15 protein-coding genes are annotated in these 16909 nt (G+C 63.5%); 5 read left to right on the top strand and 10 right to left on the bottom strand.

The annotated features are described in order from the left end of the window. Positions 1 to 8 precede the first annotated feature (8 nt). The 5 genes from GPA10_RS22435 (at position 9) to GPA10_RS22415 (ending at position 3339) form a co-directional block, all read left to right on the top strand. Positions 9 to 1613, top strand: coding sequence for a DUF6884 domain-containing protein (locus GPA10_RS22435; RefSeq protein WP_157167063.1), 1605 nt, complete (start codon positions 9 to 11; stop codon positions 1611 to 1613). Positions 1614 to 1751: 138 nt separating this feature from the next. Continuing rightward, positions 1752 to 1943, top strand: coding sequence for a hypothetical protein (locus GPA10_RS22430; protein ID WP_157167062.1), 192 nt, complete (start codon positions 1752 to 1754; stop codon positions 1941 to 1943). Positions 1944 to 1950: 7 nt separating this feature from the next. After that, on the top strand, positions 1951 to 2703 hold the full coding sequence (locus GPA10_RS22425; protein ID WP_157167061.1) for a hypothetical protein: 753 nt from the start codon (positions 1951 to 1953) through the stop codon (positions 2701 to 2703). A gap of 67 nt (positions 2704 to 2770) precedes the next feature. Further along, entirely contained in the window at positions 2771 to 3118 is a 348-nt protein-coding gene (locus tag GPA10_RS22420) for a histone-like nucleoid-structuring protein Lsr2 (protein ID WP_157167060.1), read from the top strand. 2 nt (positions 3119 to 3120) lie between these two features. Continuing rightward, on the top strand, positions 3121 to 3339 hold the full coding sequence (locus tag GPA10_RS22415) for a hypothetical protein (RefSeq protein WP_157167059.1): 219 nt from the start codon (positions 3121 to 3123) through the stop codon (positions 3337 to 3339). 99 nt (positions 3340 to 3438) lie between these two features. Here GPA10_RS22415 and GPA10_RS22410 read toward each other — a convergent pair whose 3' ends face one another. The 10 genes from GPA10_RS22410 to GPA10_RS22365 all read right to left on the bottom strand — a co-directional run bounded on the left by GPA10_RS22410 (position 3439) and on the right by GPA10_RS22365 (position 16903). Then, positions 3439 to 3648, bottom strand: coding sequence for a hypothetical protein (locus tag GPA10_RS22410; RefSeq protein WP_157167058.1), 210 nt, complete (start codon positions 3646 to 3648; stop codon positions 3439 to 3441). A 33-nt stretch (positions 3649 to 3681) separates the two neighbouring features. Beyond that, a complete protein-coding gene (locus GPA10_RS22405) occupies positions 3682 to 4557 on the bottom strand; it encodes a peptidoglycan-binding protein (RefSeq protein WP_157167057.1) in 876 nt (291 codons plus the stop codon). Next, the gene (locus GPA10_RS22400) at positions 4557 to 4841 is read right to left on the bottom strand and encodes a hypothetical protein (RefSeq protein ID WP_246259561.1); all 285 of its coding nucleotides are present in this window, start codon (positions 4839 to 4841) and stop codon (positions 4557 to 4559) included. The genes GPA10_RS22405 and GPA10_RS22400 overlap by 1 nt, the downstream gene beginning before the upstream one ends. A 73-nt stretch (positions 4842 to 4914) precedes the next feature. Next, the gene (locus tag GPA10_RS22395) at positions 4915 to 6486 is read right to left on the bottom strand and encodes a C40 family peptidase (RefSeq protein WP_157167056.1); all 1572 of its coding nucleotides are present in this window, start codon (positions 6484 to 6486) and stop codon (positions 4915 to 4917) included. Then, entirely contained in the window at positions 6486 to 7226 is a 741-nt protein-coding gene (locus GPA10_RS22390; RefSeq protein WP_157167055.1) for a hypothetical protein, read from the bottom strand. The genes GPA10_RS22395 and GPA10_RS22390 overlap by 1 nt, the downstream gene beginning before the upstream one ends. 14 nt (positions 7227 to 7240) lie before the next feature. Continuing rightward, positions 7241 to 8317 carry a hypothetical protein gene (locus GPA10_RS22385; protein WP_157167054.1) on the bottom strand — a complete coding sequence of 359 codons (1077 nt, stop codon included), beginning with the start codon at positions 8315 to 8317 and terminating at the stop codon, positions 7241 to 7243. 1 nt (position 8318) lies between these two features. Continuing rightward, positions 8319 to 9551 carry a siphovirus ReqiPepy6 Gp37-like family protein gene (locus GPA10_RS22380; RefSeq protein WP_157167053.1) on the bottom strand — a complete coding sequence of 411 codons (1233 nt, stop codon included), beginning with the start codon at positions 9549 to 9551 and terminating at the stop codon, positions 8319 to 8321. A 12-nt stretch (positions 9552 to 9563) separates the two neighbouring features. After that, positions 9564 to 10547 (bottom strand): phage tail family protein, encoded by a 984-nt coding sequence (locus GPA10_RS22375; RefSeq protein ID WP_157167052.1) that lies wholly within the window; start codon positions 10545 to 10547, stop codon positions 9564 to 9566. A gap of 17 nt (positions 10548 to 10564) precedes the next feature. Next, positions 10565 to 16495, bottom strand: coding sequence for a transglycosylase SLT domain-containing protein (locus tag GPA10_RS42635; RefSeq protein ID WP_246259559.1), 5931 nt, complete (start codon positions 16493 to 16495; stop codon positions 10565 to 10567). Between the two features lie 12 nt (positions 16496 to 16507). Then, on the bottom strand, positions 16508 to 16903 hold the full coding sequence (locus GPA10_RS22365) for a hypothetical protein (RefSeq protein WP_157167051.1): 396 nt from the start codon (positions 16901 to 16903) through the stop codon (positions 16508 to 16510). Between the last annotated feature and the right edge of the window lie 6 nt (positions 16904 to 16909).

The following is a 16909-nucleotide window of genomic DNA, read 5'->3' as shown; positions in this document are numbered from 1 at the left end:
GGAGACACATGGGTCGCACGAAGAACCTCCTCGTTCCCGGACAGCTTCGCAGACATGTCCTCAAGAACGTGAAGCCGCGGAGCAAGGGGGAGAGAGACCTCCTGGAGGCCTGCCAGGACGGCGCCAGGGAGCTGGAAGCCCAGGGTAAGAACACCCTGAACAGCATTGCGCTCGACCTGACCAACGACGCTCTCGGGGCAGCCATCGCCATCGCACGGAGTTGGCTCAGCAGCGACAACGGCAACAACGTGATGGCGGGGAAGTCGCTCCTCAAGTTCGAACTGGAGTACGAGCCGGATGACCCCCGCGAGAAGCGCTACGCGATCAAGATGCCCAAGTCTCTAGCGGGTGTCTTCACCGATGACTACAGCAACTGGGACGTCAAGAAGCACGCGAGGCTGCCCAAGGCCCTCAAGAGCGATCTCCAGGAGATGAGTTGGACGGCCACCGGCGCGTCTGGGCGCGTACTCCCCGAGACACTGAAATGGCTCCTGGACCGGGTGCAGCAGCAGACGGACCACCCCACCCCCGCCGTGCACCGAGCAGCACGTAAGTTCCAGAACACCTACACGGAGGTGCACGAGCAGGCGCAAAGACTCATCGTCGGCTACCTCGGAACAGATGAGGGCGAGGGCCAGACCGAGCCCGAGGCGGACGAGATCCTGACCCCGGGGGGCTTCATGGAGGCCATCCACGGTCGCGGGCCTGAGCTGGTTCAGGACGAGCCCAAGCGCCTGGTGGTGATCGCCTGCGGGGGCAAGAAGTCGAGCGCTCCGGGCAAGATCCCCGCAGAGACGCGGTACATCGGCAACTACTTCCGGGCCTGCCTGATGGCTGCCGAAGTCATGGACGGTCCCACGATGATCCTCAGCGCGAAATACGGGCTCATCCCTCTCACCGAGGAGATCGAGAACTACAGCATCAAGCTGGGCGACAAGGGCAGTATCAGGCTCGGGACCGTGCGGGACCAGGCCGCAGACCTGGATCTTCTCGGCGCTGCGGTGACCGTCCTCGGTGGAGAGAAGTACGTAACAGGCGTTCGCCAGATATGGCCGGACGCCAAGGCCCCGCTGAAAGGCAACATAGGGCAGCAGCTCCAGCAGCTCGCCGGCATGTACGAGGGCGAGGTCCTGGAGGACGACGAGAGTGAGGATCAGGGCCCCGAGGCGGCCGGTCCCGATCACCACTACATCGGATGCTTGCGAGACGTGCCCCACCTCCCCAGCAGGGGCCGGCCTCACCAGGTCAGCATCTGGTTCGCGGGCAAGGCTGGGCGGGGGAGGGGCGAGCCGGGCAGGTGGAGGAAGGTCCACGTCACCTACACCGGCGCCAGTGAATACGACCTCACCGACGTGGAGACAGGCAAGTCTCTGCTGATGTGCAAGGCGTCGACTCGAATTCACTGGAGCCACCTGCCCGAGACCCCGGAGAGGGCAGGGCGTAGCGGCGGGCCCCAGGCGCCCGAGCCCACGTGCGTCGAGGAGACATCCAAGCAGGCCGGAGACTATCCGGTGCCCGAGAACTTCCTCGACCTGGCGGAGGAGGGAGACACACCGCAGGCCCGCGCGTACTGGCGGCGCCGCTGCGAGCAGTACCGCCGCACGGGCGAGTAGACGAGCATCCATACACGAAGCGGCCCCGGACAGAGGAAGTGTCCAGGGCCGCTTCGCTGTCAGATTACAGGAGAGACAATGATCGTTCGCCCCGAGCACGTGAACACATGCATAGCCCTTTCCCAGGGAGAAGACCCGGTGATCGTGCGCATCGTCTGCGTGGACTCCTGGCACGTGACCTACCAGTCCACCGACGACATCTGGGACTCAGCGGAAGCGGACATCTTCCGCACCCTCAGCGAGGCAACGTCCAACTGGCGGCCCGCCACTGAGGCAGAGACCGCCGAGTGGCACGCCCGCTTCCGGCCGGGCCCGCAGAACTGGAACTGAGGCGACGATGACTCTGCATGTCATTCAGTTCAGCGGTGGAATCGGGAGCTTCTGCGCCGCTCTCCGCGTGGCAGAGCTGCACGGCACCAACGACATGGTCCTACTGATCGCCGATACCCTGGTCGAGGACGAGGACTTGTGGCGCTTCGCGGACGACACCAGCCGATACCTGGGGGTCCCGCTCACGCGGGTCTGCGATGGGCGCACACCTTGGGAGGTGTTTCACCACGTCCGGTTCCTGGGGAACAGCAGGTTCGCGGCGTGCACGCAGTACCTGAAACAGATCCCGTGCCGTGAGTGGATGGAGTCATACGCCGATCCAGCCGACACCGTGGCATACATCGGGATCGAGAACACCAAGAGGGACAAGGCTCGAATTCCCGCCATCGAACGGAACTGGGCGCCCTGGAGAGTGGAGTTCCCTCTCTGCGCCAAAGGTGAGCCTTGGCTGTCCAAGGACGAGCTGCTCGACGAAGCACGTGCGGTAGGGATCGAGCCTCCCCGCATGTACGAGCTGGGCTACTCCCACAACAACTGCGGGGGTTGCTGCGTCAAGGCGGGCGCCGGACAGTGGGCGCACACCCTAGAAGTGTTCCCCGAACGCTTCGCACGCGCAGAGGCTGAGGAGGCCGCGCTTCGCGAGAGACTGGGAGATGTCTCCATTCTGAGGCAGACACGTCAGAAGACCACTTACAATCTCCCACTCTCAGAGTTGCGGAAGCAGGTCAGCGCACAGGACCAGCAGGCCTTGACCATCTAACCTCGCTCTGTACGGAAACCAACACCCGCGCTAATCTGGCTCACCCACTGACGAAGGAATCAATCCCATGGCACAACGCGTGATCACTCTCCTCTTGGACGACCTCGAAGGCGGTGACGCCGACGAGACAGTGACGTTCGCTCTGGACGGGAAGACGTACGAGATCGACCTCACCGAGGCCAACGCGGGCAAGCTGCGTGACGGCCTGGCGCCTTATGTTCGCGCAGGGCGCAGGGCGGGCGGTAAGTCGTCTGGAGGTCGAACTAATCGGGCCTCCGCCAGGCCGGAGCGTGCGGCTGGCGATCCGACGCCCGAGGATCTGCGCAAGTGGGCATCCGACAACGGGTTCGAGGTCAACGCCCGTGGACGTGTCCCGGCCGCGATCAAGGAAGCGTACGCAAAGGCCAACGGCTAGCGATGAACACCCCTACGCACAATGCTTTCCGCCTGCTGCACCACGTTATGGCAGGTGAGGCGAAGAGGGTTGCTGAAAAAGCCAGCACCGCAGACTTTGAGGCGTGGGCCAGGAACGAACTGGATGCCATGTGGTCGCTGCAAGGGGTCGATGTGCTGACCTTGTGCCCGCCGTTTCAAGTGGACTGGGCAGACGTCCACCGGCGATTTCAGGAAGCCTGACGGCCGCCAAGATCACCCCCCGCTCTCAGTCGTGGGGGAACAAAAAAATCCCCCTGCCCGAGATGGGCAGGGGGATTTTTTTGTTACGGCCTGCCCCCTTTAGTTGGGGGCCTTCGGGGGTGTGGCAAGTGCTGCCTCGGTCTTGGCGTCCTCGTGCTTGGCTGCTGCGACACCGGTACTGAGGAGGGCTGCCGCGGACGCAGCCAGGGCCTCCCACGGCACGTCAGGCCAGATGATCGGGACGGAAATGAGGATGGCGGAGAGGAGGGAGTGGGCGCGGACGCTGTTCTTGGAGATGAAGTCAGTCATGGGGATTCCTCACGTTCGATTGGTGATCGAGGGTCAGGCGAAGAGGCGGCGCCAAGTTGTCGGCCCGGGGTAGCCGTCGGCGTCGCTGCCGGACCATCCCTGTGCCCGCTGGAAGGCTTCGACGGCCTTCCGGTCGGACTCGGACCACTTTGGGCCAGGGCCGACGGAATAGAAGCGTCCGTACCCCTTCTCGATGAGCCGCTTGCCGAGCAAGGTCACGAACTTGTTGCTGGCGCCAGGGCCGAAATATGTCTTACCGGGGAAAGGTCCGGGCTTCGGGGTCCCGGGGCCAGGCTTCGAGGGCTTGCCCTTGGCGATAGTTGCCTTGATGTCCTTTCGGACCTGGCCCATATCCATCATCTCGCCCGGCCGGTAGCCGGGGTCCCACTTGCCGGGAGAGCCCCACTCGCCATGGCCGATGACGCTGCCCGCGCTCCAGTCGTGGTAGTCACAGATTGCGGCTGCCAGGAGGCGCAGGGTCGAGTATTGTGCATCGGACATGCGGTGACTTCCCGAATACCAGATCTCAACGCCGTAGAAGTGTGCGTTGCCGTCGGTGTTGGATTCGTTGTCCGCTGGAATGCGTCCCTCGTTGATGACGGCCTTGAGTACATCATCGTCGCCGAGGCCCGCGTGGTTGGCTCGACCCCATCCGACGAGGTGGATGGTGCCGTCCTGGTCAAGGCCGAAGTGGCAGAGTGGGCCGGGAAGGCCCGGAATGCCGTTGTAGAGAAGTGCGCGCTGATCCTTTGAGTCGCTTCCCGTGTGATGCACCATCAGGCCATGCACCGGGCCCCAGTTGCCCTTGTGGTTGCGGTTGTGGGTTCTCCAGTTCTTGTACTCCTTGTAGGGGATGCCGAACTTCTTGAGCTGCTTGACGATCTCGTTAGCAGTCATAGGGGTTGCCATTAAGCCTCCGGTGTGTCGTCCGTCAGTCGTACGACTGCGAGACGGGCAGGGTCGAGTGAGGTGAGGATCTGGATCAGCCGGGCGTTCTCAGCTTCAATTCGGGCTAGGCGGGCTTTGATTTCGGCGAGGTCGCCGGCAAGTCGGTCGGCCCGCTCTTTCTGAGCCTCGGCTTCCTCGCGCCAGACCTTTGCTGTATTGGTTCGGAATGCCGCCAGCACGACGACGGTCGCTGCGACGAACGTTGCTGCGGGCCCCGAGTACGAGAAGAATTCAGATGCTGGCATGGGGGCTCCTTGGGGAGCACAGAAAAGGCCCCGGGCGAATCCCGGGGCCTTGATGTGATGCTCTATAGGTGTGTTAGAAGCGGCGAACAGTCCGCAAGCGCTTGGCGTAGTTGGACCCGCCGTTGAGCGTTGAAGGGCCGCCAAGATCAGAGATCGTGGGTCCGTTCACGGTTTTTCGAGAGCTGATGAACCGCGCGCTGCCGTAGGAGTCGACGCCCACGTAGATGCCGCAGTGATCGATCTGGCCCTCTACTTCCTCGGTGGCGTCTGCGTCGAAGAAGACGACATCGCCCACCTGAAGGGAATCGAGGGAGGCCGGAGGAGCATCAGTGCCCGCTGCCACGATCACACCCGGCCCGTACGGCGACATGTTCCGGGTAGCGCGCGGAATGTTCAGGCCGTCGTAGTCGCGGCTGTAGGACATGGGCAGGCCCATGCAGCGGCCGTAGACCATGCGGACGAAGCCGCTGCAGTCCATCGCTCCTGAGGTCGTGATGCTGCCGTGAGGAAACGGCCTCGCCTCCCCGTTGGGGTAGGTCCAGCTCGTTCCGACATAGTCGGTCCAGTCCGACGTCTCATACCGGGTGCCGTCACTCTTCAACGGACCGTAGTCCGACTGCCCGAAGATCCTTTTCCCTTCGAGTAGAGGGTCACCGACTGCCGGTGCGTCGGTGATGAAACACCACGCGTACGCCAGGGCATCGGGTGTCCGGTCCACGAGCCAGGCTCGTACCTGCGTGGCCAAGGCCTCGTTCCAGGTGCCGTCAAACGGCTCGTCGAGGACTCTGACCCATGTCGCGTGCGTCACCGCGGGAGCGTTCACCCACGCGCCTGAGATCAGGCGCAGGTCATCGAACCGCGCGTTCAGCGGGATCGAGGTGTTGCCGCTGTTGACTAAAGCCCGCACACCGACGCGTCCCGTCGTGAACGTCGTGTCGGTCGCGGTGTGAGTCCACGTGACCGGTTCGGGCGTGCCGTCCTTCCAGGCGCGGCACCGCAGCGTAGAGCCGGACTTCTGCGCGCGGATGTTCCACCAGTCGCCTGGAAGGAATCCGGACCCGAGGGGCGTAGCCGCACCCAGCACTGTGACGGTGCCCGCGGCCTCCTTTTCCAGGGCGAGCTGAACGCCCCCGCTCACCGAGGAGAACAGCAGCCGGGCCCGGTAGGAGTTGCTGGTGCCCTGGTACCCGAACGACAGGGCGCACCCCACGCCGGCGCCCGTGGGCGCCTTGTCGATGGTGGTCCGCACGATCACGTCGACGTCCCCGATGTTGTTGTCCCGCAGGGTCACGTGGCGGCTCTGGTTGACTGTGTCGAGCAGGATGGTGCCCACTCCACCAGTCACTGAGTAGGCGGACTCAGGCCCGTTGGCACTGACCCAGGAACCGCCTCCCGGAGAGACGCCCCACCCGCTTGCAGGCGTTCGGGCAAAGTCATCGAGGAAGGGCCTCTTGGACTCGATGAACCGCCGCTGCGGTCCGCGCACTGTGACCGTCTTGGCTCCGGCCGTGAGGGTGGCTGCGACTCCCCGGGAATCGGAAACCTCAAGTCGCTCGGGCGTGCCCGCAATGATGCGGCGGGTGAAGAGTTCGGGTGTCGAGTAGTACAGGGCTTCGTCACCCTGTACGGAAATAAAGCCTGCCATCAAGCCCCCTGGAGGAAGATTTCGAACGAGACGTACGCGGGAGCCCCGCTGACGCTGCGGACGGTCACGGCGAGGCTGTCGCCAGCCACCGCGACCCCGTTTTGCACTGAGGGGGCGGCGACCCACACGGCCTCGGTCGACAGGGACAGGTCGGTGGGAAGCAGATCCATCCCGTTGCGGACGGCGTTGATGGTGGCTCCCGACCCGCCAGAGCGGTATGCCGCCACCCCGACTACCTGTGCGCCCTTCTGCAGTGCGCAGATCACGTATGTCACCGCCCCGGCGGGGGAGGTGACGACAGCGCCCCTGGAGAAGCGGGAGGCCTGGCCGGGGAGACTCAGCCCGTCGGCGGAGACCATTCCTCGGACCGTCAGGGGGCCGGTGATCTCGCCCCCGGTGGTTCGGTCGAGATAGCGGTCACCGACGTTGTGGGCCTCAGCGTCTGCCATGTGCGCCTTGAGCCGATCTCCGATGTCGACGGGGACCAGGGCGACGCGGCCGGCGCCGAAGTCGACGTACAGGCGCTCAGCCCCCTCGGGGCCGTAGAAGGCCTCAACCATCCCATCTGCGTTGGCCGCGAGAGCTTGGAGCGGGATACCAGTGGGGTCCAAGAGGTCCGTCACCTGTAGGGCGTCGGGGCCGGGGCCGTCCCAGACCGCGCCGGCTGCGCCCGGGACGCGGGCGCCTGTGACTGTCTCGGCAACATCGGCGGCGCTGCCGCCGAAGAGAGCGCGTGCCATAGGGCACCTCCTGATTAGTCGCCGAACGTGTCGGTGTCGTAGACGCCAGAGATGGTGAGCGTCGACTGAGGCGGAATCATTTTCAGGCCGTCGAGGCCTTCAGAGACGGTGGATGAGTTCGGGCGGTAGAGGTAGGCAACGTTCTGCCCCGCTGAGCCCTTGTTGATGACTGCCGTGATGTCCAGGTTGTTGGGCAGACCGCCTCCATATGTGGGGTTCGACATGAAGCCCTTGAGTACCTGGCCCGTGGAGAATGCGGCAGCGCGGGGGAGCGTCACGCCGAGAGTCGAGGTCCCCCCTACTCCCTGATCCTCGTAGTCACACACCAGGCGCAGGGAGAGGTGAACAAGGCCCGGGGCGATCCAGCGCCAATGCCCGTACCGGGCGGTAGACGGAAGGTCGGACTTGGCGTTGACGAGTTTCGGGGTGTACCTGAGGGCCCGGCCCAAGTTCCTTGTCGGGGCGTATCCGTCTCGGCTGACGAAGTACTCGGTTTGCACGCCGGACAGGTTGGCGTCCATGTCGTAAACGAAGGTCCCGGGCTCGAACGCCTCACCTGCGCCCGCCGCGTTCCAGGGCACAGCCACGTGTTCAGCCATGTCGAACGGGGAGATGCGGACGATGTCGAGCGCAGCCCCGTTCGGAGGGGCGGTGATCTTGTACAGGGGCATCTCCCAGAGCCCGCCGTAGTTCCTGGTGAGGCTGGGCGCCTTCGGGGCGGTGGCTGGCTGCCCGGCCAGCACGGCCACGTTGACCGAGCCGGCAGTCAGGTCGGCGCGGAGAACGAGGAGGTCAATGCGCCCAAGCGGGCCCGTATTCGCTGTGATGGGAAGAGTCTTGGCTGCCGTGAGCTGGTAGTAGAAGCCGCCTACGACTGCCCGCCCCGGGTTGACCGTGATCGCCGTGGTCGAGCCTGCTGTGACGAAGAACGGCAGAGTTGCGGAATCAACCGCGGCGCGGCTGGTGAGCCGGTGGTCCACCCTGTCCTTGGCAAAAAGGCGGGCGAGATACTGCCATTGCTGCTGTGACATCATCTGCTGGCCGCCGCTGGGGCTGTCAGCGGTAAACGGATAGCTGATCTCATCGGCCAAATTACATCCTCGTCTCTAGCTCGCGCAGTTTCTCACGCATCTTGAAAACCTCTTTGTACAGGTTGAGCGGATTGCCGGACCCCTGCTCGCCGATGACAGGCGAGATGGTCTCGGCCTCGCCTCCTTGATCAACGGTTATGGAGACCTCTCGGACGATGTCTACGTATTCGGTGCCGTCGGTGGAGACGGTCACGAGGTCGCCCACGAAGTAGTCCCGTCCGAACTTGATCGCTTCGGTGTCGACGGGGTAGAGCTGGAAGTTGCCGTTCTTGGCGCCCGTGGTGAGCGCCTCCGCGGCAGCGTCCAACACTGCCTGCTTGGCCGTCTTGAACTGCTCGTCCGTAACCGACAGGTCCGCCTTCACGGCTTCACCTGTAGTGGGATCTGCTTTTATCGGCAAGTCGCGGCGGTCCAGGAATGATTCCACCTGGATGCCCCACTCGGCCTCTGATTCTGCGTCGATCTGTTGATGCAGATAGCGCCCCTTGCCGACACCTTGGCAGGCCACGATGACCCGGGTGACAGTCGGGGCTGTGAGCGACCAAGTGAATTCGCGGAGGTTGCCAAGTTCCTTAGCGAATCGCACGTCTCTGGAACGGTCTCGCGGAGTGAACAGGTTTAGATCAATCGCCTTTTCGCTGGGGTCGTAAAGGAAGCGATAGCCGATCGTGGTTGTATCGATCCAGGATTCGAGCTTAGTTCCGATGACATCCCACTGGAGTTGGTCAGAGACGGTCTTCCCCATGGACACGTCGTTCCCGAAGCGCACGCCGGACACGCGGCGGTTGGGCAGAGCGCCAGGCCCCAGAGCTCTGTTCAGCTCGTCCCAGACGAGGTGACCGGCAGGCCCGGAAACAGCACGACCGTTATCGTCCGCCTGCCATTGCTGAGTGGCTGGCCTCGTGGGGTCCGGGAAAGCGAGGCGGTTGTACGCCAATTTGTTGTCGCACTTCCCGCCGAAGTACAGGCTGCCAGCCGAAGTGTGCTGGCTGCTCGTCCAGTAGTGCTGGAAGGTCTCAATCTGCCCTGTGAGAATCGGCAGTTCCACGCCATCCTGATAGATGGCAACTCCGCCGCCCCGCTGTAGAAGATCAGCCTGTGGAGTCCCCGCCGCGACATGCACTTGCCATGAACCCTGTTGGCAGTACCTCACGACGATGTCCATCTGAATCCACGTGTCGATGATCCCGATCCGCTCCAGGGCGGCGTCACGCACCTCCACCCGGTAACTCATGACCACCTCATGTCAGTACGTCTCATATCGAGGATGGAGTCTGAGCCCCACCGTGGGCGTCCCGCTCCCGGCGACAAGGTTCGTTTTCACGGTCGACTCACCGGGCGGGACTGACCAGAGAGAAGGATTGGGGGAAAGGAGATGGAAATAATTCCTGCCCCGGTCGTCCTTGAGGGTCTTGGCCCCCGGCCTACAGTCGACGGTGAGCGTCCTCCCGGCAGCCAAAACGTCCGTCTCAGTGGACGGCTCCGGCAGCTCCCAAGTCGTCCCGTCAGGGCCAGTGAATTTCAAGCTGCGTACAGGGCCGGTGATCGTCCAGAGAGGCCATGCCTCGATGTCTCCGGGATTCTCTACTGTGATGATGTTCTGCGCTGGTGTGCCCTTACTCAACTGCACGGGAAAGAAAGGATTATGCAGGAAAGCGCGAGAGGCGCCGAAAGTCCAGGTGGCCCCGACCTCTGTATCTCCGTAGAAATACGGGTCGGCCGCGGTGAGCTGGATTCCGTAAGAGATCCACGTGAATCCGGCGTTGCCTACGGATTCGTTGCCTTCCATGCCGCCTGCGTAGTAGCACCGCAGGCGCCGGGCAACCCCGTCTTGCTCCATGAACGTCAAGACGCAGTAACCGCGCCTGGGATTCAGGGCGTTGCCTAGCTTCCGCTTGAAGGCTCGCACCGTCTTGCGGTCGATGCCGTAGACGAACACCGGCAAGAGGATCGGTCTTGCTGCCGCCCGCGCTCCGCGCACGATGGACCCGTCCAAGTTGGGTGAGTCGTCCATGTAGAGCTGGTAAGGGGGCAGGTCCAGGCCCGTGGCCCCGGGCTGCAGAATGATGGCCGGCCAGGCGCCGCAACTGAAGCCGGTGAGGGGGATCTCTTCCCCCTCACCGTTGGCGCCCCTGATCGACACATACGTGCGCTGCCACATCTCGGGAACGGGGAAATCCGGCTTGCCAGGCCCTCCGTCATCCGGGTCCGTACTTACAGGAATCGGCATTCAGCACTCCTTGTCGATTACATCCCGGCCATCACCTCTGCGTACTGCATCGCTCGGAGGACAGACTGAGTGGTGTTCTCGGACTTGGCCTCATGGACGTGGATCTCATAGCGAGGACCGCCCGCCATGCTGGCTGTCTCCCGTGCGGTATAGACGCGCTCACCGCCCTTGAAATCGACCAGCTCGGGACCCCTCTCACCTACGAGGGCGATACCGCGGGCCGCGCTCCTGGTGCCGGTCGCGTACCCCTTGATCCGGCTGACCCTGGTAGAGGTCGTGGTCTTCCCGCCCACGGTCCGTTTGGTGACTGTGGTGCTGGTGCCCTTGGCCGGGTCGTTCGTGGTCGTGGTGACTGTGACGACCCGCCGCCCCTTGCCGTCTGTCGAGTAGGTCGTTGTCGTCCTGGTCGTCTTCTTCTTCGTGCCGGTGCTCCCTCCGCCCTTGACCGCCTGGCCATCGCCAGTGAGCCAGGTGAGCAGGGACGCCAGGGAGGAGCTCACCGGGGTCTTCGACGTGACCTTGAGCTTCTTCCGCAAGGTGCTCACGATCGTGGCGGCAATCTTCTCGATGCTCTTGATGAGCTTCTTGTCCTTCGCGCCGAGCCCATCGACGAGGGACTGAGCAGCTTCCTTGCCAGCGGCGTAGTAGGACTTGGCCACCGACTTCCCGAGGGACGTCGAGGCGCTGCCGATCGCCTTGTACGCGCTGGTGAACTCCCGGACCTGCACCTTGGTGGCTGTCAGCAGTTCCTTCGCCATCGCGCCGCCCTCGACCGGGCCAGCATCGGCAATCTCGGCGATGATGTCGTCGGAGAATCCCCGATCGCCCAACTTCGCGATATTCGACGTGAAAGACTTGATGTCCGCCAAGCGGCTCTTCAGCCCGGATATCGCAGAGGAAACAGAGACACCCTCCGAGTTGAACAGCGACGTGAGGGAACGCTCCTGCGTGGCCTTGTCCGAGATGGACTTGGCCATCTCGGATTCCTTGCTCTTGACCTCGTTGAGCTTGGCGTTCGCATCCTTCAACTTGGTCGCGAGCTTTGTGCGGTCCTTGACCAGCTCCTGAAGTGCCTTGTTCTCCTTGTCGAGCCACTTGTTGAGGGAATTGGCCGTACCCGAACCGATGCGGTTGGAGGTGAAAGCTTGCTTCACGATGGCGTACAGCTTGGTTACTGCCGAGTTGAGCTGCGAAACGCCCTTCTCGGCTTCCGCCGCAATTCCGGAGGTACGGCCGCCCTTGTTGGTGCCCGCAGCGTAGCCGCGTCGTACCGAGCCCGCGGACATGACGCTGTCCTCGTGGGTCAGGACGGTTTCCCCGCCGCTGAAGTCGACGAGTTCCGGGCCTTCTTCACCGACCCACGCCCACCCGGGGGTTGCCCCCCTGGAGCCGGTGCCGGTCGCGTATCCCTTGATGCCGGACAGAGCCTTACGCCAGTTGCGGCCGTACCGATGGGTCGCGTAGTTGAGGCCTGCATAGATGCTGGCGAGCGGGTCTGTGATGCCCCGGGAACGGTACGGGCCAGCGTATGCCGCGAACGTCTGCGGAATGGTCTGCAAAAGGCCTTGGGATGGGTAGCCGGCCTGCGCGTTGGAGTCCCACAGGTTGATGGCTCTGGGGTTTCCTCCCGACTCCACCCCGATCCGATGCAGCACCAGATTGAGGTCAGACATGGGCAGGCCGAGTTGGGCCAGGACCAGCCGGACCTGTGGGGCCCACCGGGTCACCGAGTTACCCGCCCCCGGTGAGCTGATCTGCGATGCGACAACGCCGTCCACCTCAGGCTTCGAGGAAGTAAGCCCGTCCCCGCTGAAGTCGAAAAGGCCCTCCAGGTTGGGGAGGCTTTCCTTCGCCGTAGAGTAGACGTCCGAGACGACCTGGCCGGCGTATCCCAAAGGTGCCTGCCAGACCTCACGAAGGGACTGCACCATGTCGACGAGGCCGTTGTACTGTCCCTTGGTCAGCTCCCAGACACCTTCGATCGCCCCGGTCACGAACTCGGTCGGGTCGCTGAAGAAGCCCTTCACGCCCTCGTACAGGCTCGATGCAGAGTCCCAGATGCCGCCGAGGGCGTTCTTGACGATCTTTCCCAGGGTCTTCGCGGAAAAGAGGTCCTTGAGGTAAGTGCCGCCGCGCTCAAGGATGTTCCCCTCACCCTTCCACACGTCATTCCAGAAATATTCACCGGTGATCGGGGCGAGGGTGCCCCCGATAGCACCGATGATCTGCCCCCAGCCACTGGGGATCTTCGCCTTCTTGAGCATGTCCCACGACCCCTCGGTCATGAAGTCGAACATGCCCTTGAACTTTTTGGCGAAGTCGGAGCCGACGAAGTGAGAGCCATCCGTGCCGGAACCGATGATGCCCTTCTGAACATCGCCGCCAAGCGCCGGAGTTGTTCCGTCCATCACCATCGTTGCGATGGCTCCGCGGGCGTCATTGCCCACGTTAAAGCTTCTGGATGCCTCCACCAGCGGCTCAAGCCCGAGCTTTCCGAGCACGCCTCCGTCAGCGAAATGCATCGCCTGGCGGACACCGGCCACACCCCGGGAGCGGGCAATGGAGTTGAGGCGAGTCACCTCGTCCGCGCCCACAGCGGCCGTCCACTCAGGCCGCATAACCGATTCGCCCCCGGAGAGGTGCAGCTCCTCTCCGGCTGTGGGGCTGGTGAAGACATGGACATCCCGCCCGGGGGTGTATCCCGGGAGGACACCGCCGAGGGCCAGCGCAGTGCTGGACCCCTTGTTTTTCCCCTTCTTTCCCTTTCCGCCGCCTTGGCCCGGAGCGTGCGAGGAGATGTTATTAAGCCGACTGTTGAGCGTTGCCGCCTTGCCACCGGCCTCGCCAAGCGCGTCCTTCAACTTGTTGATCTGCTTTGTGACGGACGTCGTCTTCAGTTCGTTGAGCTGACCCACCCGGCTGTTCAGGGACGACTTCCCGCCGCCGATCTTCGAGCGGGCCTCGTCGGCAGCGTCCTTGACGTTGTTGAGCTGGCCCCGGACCGCGCCCAGCGGGCGGTCATTGAGGTGGGCGGCCTGCCTCGCAGCAGCCTTGAGGGCTGAGTCCAGGGCCTTGCTTTTGCCCTTGGCATCCGACAGTTCGCCGTCGAGGTCTCCAAGGCCGCGGTCGTTCAGCTTCGACACGGCAGTGTCGGCGCGCTTGACCTGGCTCCGCAGTGAGCTGGTCCGCTCTGCGACGTCGGAGAACTCTGCCTCAAGGGCGCCGAGTTTGAGGCCCTTGAGGTTGGTCGTCGCGGTGTCGGCGGCGCGGATGGCCTTGGCAGCCCGCTCGGCCGCAGCCTTCACGCTGGAGTCGGCGCCGGCCAGCTCCTCCGCCAGCTCGTTGAAGTTCTCGTTCTTGAAGTTGCGAATCTTGGCCCGCAGGCCGTCAATCTCGGCCTCAAGCTCGTTGATCCGCTGCTTCGCCTTGTCGGTGTCGACCTCGATCTCTTCGACCTGCGAGTTCTGGCCGCGGATGCCGTCCCAGGCCCGTCGTCCTGCGCTACGGCTGTCACCGCCGTTGGCATTGGTACGGCGCTGCTGGTAGCGCTCCCGGAACGACGTGTCCGCCTGGCCCTGCTCACGCACCTCCCGGGCCTGGCGCCTGCCCTCGGCCACCACCTCCCGGGCCTGGCGTCTACCTTCGGCGCGTTCACGGGGGTCTGACCGGCGCCGGGCCTCCTGGCGGATTTCGCGGGCTCGCCGCTGAGCGTCCTCGCGGATGCTCCTGGCTTCCCTGTCGGCGTCCGTGCGGGTACCGAAACCCGTCGCCTGCCCGATGATCTTGGATGCGCCCCTACCGGCCTTGAACAAGCCCTTGCCCAGGCCCACCACGGGGGCGAAAACCTTGGTCAGCAGGCCGAGGGTCTTGATCAGGGCTCCCATGGCGATGCTCGCAACGCCCACGAGTGCCGCCCACTTACTCACCTCGACCACGGCGTCGGTGATGCCCGGGTGCTCCTTCAGGACCTTGACGGCGCCCTTGACCCAGCCGCCGAGCGTGGTCAGGTTCTCGAAAAGCTCGGCTATGACCTTGCTGCTTGGCCCCTTGAGGCCGCTGCCGATGTCGGACAGAGTGTTGAGTAGACCACCCTTGTATTCGTAGTGGTCAACGATCCGGTTGCCGTCCTTGTCGAGCTTGTAGTCTCCGCCCTTATCCTTTTTGTAGATCGGGGTACGCGTGCCCATGAGGGCTGCGCCGGCGCGGGCGTACCGGTACTCGCCGGTCTTGCGGTCCTGCTGAATGAACATGTCACTGAGGCCATACTTGGTCTGCTCAAACATGTTCGCCAAGCGCGCGGAAATAGTTGCTGTGCCGAGGCGCTTGGCGGGGGCGTCGTCCGTCCCGGTGCCGATCTGCCTTCCCTTGAACAGGATGGCGTCCACGATGCTCTCGCCAGGAATGCCGCCGGTACTCTTGGCATCCTGCATCCACGCCATCATCTGAGACGCGGCAGTGGACTTGGTGGGCGACTTCCAGTTGGCGCCCTTCCTCTTCTTCATCCGCTCGTTCCTGGCCACCTCAGCGGCCGTGAACTCGCGGTCCTTGAAGCCCAGGAGGGAGGCAAGCTCCTGGATGGTCAGGCCAGCGTTCTGGGCGAGGCTCTTCACATTCCGGAGGCTCGACCGATCCGCTTCCTGGATAGTGGCCACAGCCTGATAGGCCCTCTTCACCATCTCCGGGTCGGTAATACCGGAATAGGCGGCGAGGTCACCAATCGACATCACCAGATCCGTGGAGCGCTTTGTGGCCTTCTTCGAGCTGAAACCGTGCGACTGAGCGGCGCGAGTGTACAGCGTCCCGTACTGGAACATATCCTCGACTGTGTACGGCGTCTGAGTGCCGTAATCCTTGAGAGTGTTGAGCTGCCGGGAAGCATCCTTGGGTGTGACACCCATCTTTTCGAGCGCACTCTGAGACTGCATGATCGAGTCAGCAGCCTTAACGCCGAGGTACGACATCGCAGATGCCGCGGCGAGCAGCGGTGTCACCATGCTGCGGTTGACCGTCCGGCCAAATTCGCTGACAGACGCCCCGAACGAATTGAGATTCTGGCCCATGCGGTACGTAGACCTGGTCCAGCTCTTTTCCGTCTTCTTGGCGTTGTCCTGGAGAGCCTGAATCGCCCGGCCGTTTTCCTTGATGGTCGTCTGCGCAGACCGCTTGGCGGCCTGCGCGGCAGCAAGGGCGGCCTGAGTCTGCGCAATACTCTGAGCCTTCAAGCCGTTCATCGTCGCCAGCACTTCGGCCTTGCGGGTGTTGTACGCACTCGTATGGGCGGCCTGCGCCGTACGCGCCGCCTTCACGGCCTCCGCGGCCTCAAGCTGTGCTTGCCGGATGACCAGAGCAGACAGAGACTTGACCTGAGCCCTGCGAGCCTGGTCCAGCTTGAGCGCTTCGGCAGCCACCTTGCGCTCCTCGACCGCGCTCGCCGCCGCCCACTGTTTGGCCTCATTGATCCGGGTCAAGTACATGGTCTTGCCGGAAGCCTTCATAGCCTCAACAGACTTGAGGTACGAGGCAGCGGTTTCCCTGCCGTACGACACCTCAAGGTTGCGCGCGTTGAGCGCAATGCGTTCCTGCGCCCGAGCGGCCTTCTCTCGTGCCACGGTCTTCGCCTGCTCAGCCTTCGCGAACGCCTCGCTGGTCGTCGATACGGCCCGCATGTACGCCGCGGTCTCCGATTTGGCGTACTCCTCGCGCTTTGCCGCAGCTGCCTGTTCCAGCTTCAGCCGCTTCGCGGCTTCCTCGCCATAACGGGCTGTGAGATACGTTTGCAGCTTCTCTTGCAGCTTGGCCGTCTGCTGAGCGAGCTTCTGCTGACTCCCACTGAAGGCAGCAATCTCCTTCTCAGCGATCTCAAGCTGAGCCTTGAGCTGAGCCTGGTTCATCTCAGGGGTTATCAGGATGTAGGCGTTACCGACCTTGATGCTTCCGGCAGCGGCCATCGGCCCTCCCCCTTAGATGTTGTTCATGCGATTGAAGAAATCCACCACCTCATCTGTTGAGGCATACGACGCCGGCTCGGTCGCAAGGGCTTCGTGGGCTCGCCCTGGACGAGGAAGAGGAGCGGGAGCATCGATTTCTTCCGAGCCCTCGCCCGAATTGGCCTGGTAATACATCCAGTTGGAGAGTTCGACTGCATCGGAGATCCGCGCAAGTATGTAGTCGCTCTCAGACCATTCGGCACTCTCGTCAATGGCGGCAGCCAGGGTTGAGCGACCCGGCTGGTTGAGCAGTGATTCGATCAGGACATTGATTCGACGCAGCGAGAGCTGTCCACGCCACAAGTCAAGAAAGTCGATCCCAAAGAACTGGAGCAGATCCGCCTCCAACTCAGAGGGGAACTTCCTCACGACGTA

The sequence above is a fragment of the Streptomyces typhae genome (assembly GCF_009755605.1).
Taxonomy (GTDB): domain Bacteria; phylum Actinomycetota; class Actinomycetes; order Streptomycetales; family Streptomycetaceae; genus Streptomyces; species Streptomyces typhae.
The sequence above is the reverse complement of the archived record's forward strand: the minus strand, read 5'-3'. Positions and strand labels throughout refer to the sequence as shown.

What these genes read in the sequence shown, in the direction of transcription:
- GPA10_RS22435 (WP_157167063.1), top strand. Translation starts at nt 9, where the DNA reads ATGGGTCGCACGAAGAACCTCCTCGTTCCCGGACAGCTTCGCAGACAT.
- GPA10_RS22425 (WP_157167061.1), top strand. Translation starts at nt 1,951, where the DNA reads ATGACTCTGCATGTCATTCAGTTCAGCGGTGGAATCGGGAGCTTCTGC.
- GPA10_RS22420 (WP_157167060.1), top strand. Translation starts at nt 2,771, where the DNA reads ATGGCACAACGCGTGATCACTCTCCTCTTGGACGACCTCGAAGGCGGT.
- GPA10_RS22415 (WP_157167059.1), top strand. Translation starts at nt 3,121, where the DNA reads ATGAACACCCCTACGCACAATGCTTTCCGCCTGCTGCACCACGTTATG.
- GPA10_RS22410 (WP_157167058.1), bottom strand. Translation starts at nt 3,648, where the DNA reads ATGACTGACTTCATCTCCAAGAACAGCGTCCGCGCCCACTCCCTCCTC.
- GPA10_RS22405 (WP_157167057.1), bottom strand. Translation starts at nt 4,557, where the DNA reads ATGGCAACCCCTATGACTGCTAACGAGATCGTCAAGCAGCTCAAGAAG.
- GPA10_RS22400 (WP_246259561.1), bottom strand. Translation starts at nt 4,841, where the DNA reads ATGCCAGCATCTGAATTCTTCTCGTACTCGGGGCCCGCAGCAACGTTC.
- GPA10_RS22395 (WP_157167056.1), bottom strand. Translation starts at nt 6,486, where the DNA reads ATGGCAGGCTTTATTTCCGTACAGGGTGACGAAGCCCTGTACTACTCG.
- GPA10_RS22390 (WP_157167055.1), bottom strand. Translation starts at nt 7,226, where the DNA reads ATGGCACGCGCTCTCTTCGGCGGCAGCGCCGCCGATGTTGCCGAGACA.
- GPA10_RS22380 (WP_157167053.1), bottom strand. Translation starts at nt 9,551, where the DNA reads ATGAGTTACCGGGTGGAGGTGCGTGACGCCGCCCTGGAGCGGATCGGG.
- GPA10_RS22375 (WP_157167052.1), bottom strand. Translation starts at nt 10,547, where the DNA reads ATGCCGATTCCTGTAAGTACGGACCCGGATGACGGAGGGCCTGGCAAG.
- GPA10_RS42635 (WP_246259559.1), bottom strand. Translation starts at nt 16,495, where the DNA reads ATGGCCGCTGCCGGAAGCATCAAGGTCGGTAACGCCTACATCCTGATA.